The organism is Parasphingomonas zepuensis, assembly GCF_036663735.1.
Classification (GTDB): domain Bacteria; phylum Pseudomonadota; class Alphaproteobacteria; order Sphingomonadales; family Sphingomonadaceae; genus Sphingomonas.
On record NZ_JAXOJO010000020.1, the window covers coordinates 1 to 1,709 of the forward strand.

Below are 1,709 nucleotides of genomic sequence, written 5' to 3' on the forward strand. Positions count from 1 at the left end.
CAAACTGCAGACTTGGCATTCGATGCGACCTCACACTTCACCCAAATGACGGCATAACGCCTCAGCGCTTGATAACAACCGCAGCTTGGGAATCAACGAATGCCGATCGTTTCCTGAGACAAGAGAATGGGAGGCACCGCCCGTCACTCCCACCAATAGGCCGCGCGCTTCGCCGTTCCCGTCTCCACTTCGTTCATCGTCTTGGCGTCGTACATCCGACCACCCAGCATCACCCGGCTGATCTTGTCGCTGTTGCGGATGTCGGCGACTGGATCGGCGTCGAGCACCACGAGATCGGCGAGCTTGCCCGCTTCGATCGAGCCGATGTCCTTGGCGAACCCTAGCGAGCGCGCCGAGTCGACTGTGCCCGCTCGCAGTGCCTCGATCGGGGTCATGCCGCCGCGGACGAACGACCACAGTTCCCAGTGCGTCGCGATACCCGCCTGTTGTCCGTGCGCGCCGATTGCGACGAGCTTGCCAGCCTTGGCGATCTTGTTCGCCTCACGCGCATTGTCGTCGTCGACGAAATTGTCCTCGGGCGCCTTGGCCACGCGCATCGTATCGGCGCGCAGGCGTTCGGGGGGCGTGTGGACCAGCAACGGGTTTTTCCACACATCGGTGGCCTGCCGCCAATAGGGATCACCGGCGAGGCCGCCATAGCTGACGACGAGCGTGGGCGTGTAGTTGGTGTCCGACTGGCCAAACATCTGGACGACATCCTTGTAGAAGACATCGGCGGGGATATTGTGTTCGAGCGTCGAGTTGCCGTCGGCGATCAAGTTCATGTCCATGCCGAACAGCGAACCGCCCTCTGCCACCACCTGCATATTTTCCGCGCGGGCTGCGGCGACCACCATCTGGCGTTGTTCGCGGCGCGGCTGATTGTAGTTTTTCACTGAATGCGCGCCCTGTGCCTTTAGGCGGCGGACATGGTTGAGCGCGTCTTCGTAGCTGTTGATCTCGGCATAGACGCTGGCGTTCTTGGCGCCATAGACGATCTCGCCGGTCGAGAAGATGCGCGGGCCGAGGAGCTTTCCAGCGCGCTGCAGGTCCTGTGCGGGAAAGACGGTGCGCGCGGATGACGATGGATCGTGGATCGTGGTGGTGCCCATCGCGAGGTTCTGAATCAGCGACCAGTTTTGCTGGGGCACCAGCTCGTCGGCACCATAGGGACCGTGGGCGTGCGCGTCGACCAGGCCGGGGATAACGGTCTTGCCGCCAAGGTCGACGATTTTCGTCCCCGCAGGCAGCTGAATCGCGGCGGTGGGGGCGACCTGAACGATGCGATCACCCTCGATCAGGATCGTAGCGTTTTCGATGATGCCGCCGTCCGCGCTCGACATGGTGACGACGCGGGCATTGGTCAGGGCGATGCGGGCGGTGGGCTTAACTGCTTGAACCTGCATTGCGAGCGAGGTGGTGCGCGGCGTGAAGGTCGGCTTGGTACCGCCCGGCGCACTGGCGAACAGGTTGGCGCGATCGGCACTGAACAGCGTCGCGCCCAGGCTCCAGTGCAGGCGCGATCCGTCACCGGACCAGTGGATGTAATCCGCGCCGTCGGTGCTGACGCGAGTCACCGGAAGGGCGTCGGCCTTGGGTCCGACGCTGACTTCCTGTCCGCCCGGCATCAGCGGCATGGCAAAGGCCTGATAATTCTGGCGAAACGCGATGCTTTTGCCATCGGGGGCGACCACGAAGTCATTTGCGAG

General features: G+C 63.0%; 1 protein-coding gene. It reads right to left on the minus strand.

What is annotated here, in order from left to right:
• Positions 1-143: 143 nt before the first annotated feature.
• The coding region (locus U1769_RS24845; RefSeq protein ID WP_332720843.1) for an amidohydrolase family protein at positions 144-1,709 on the minus strand (1,566 nt) is incomplete at its 5' end.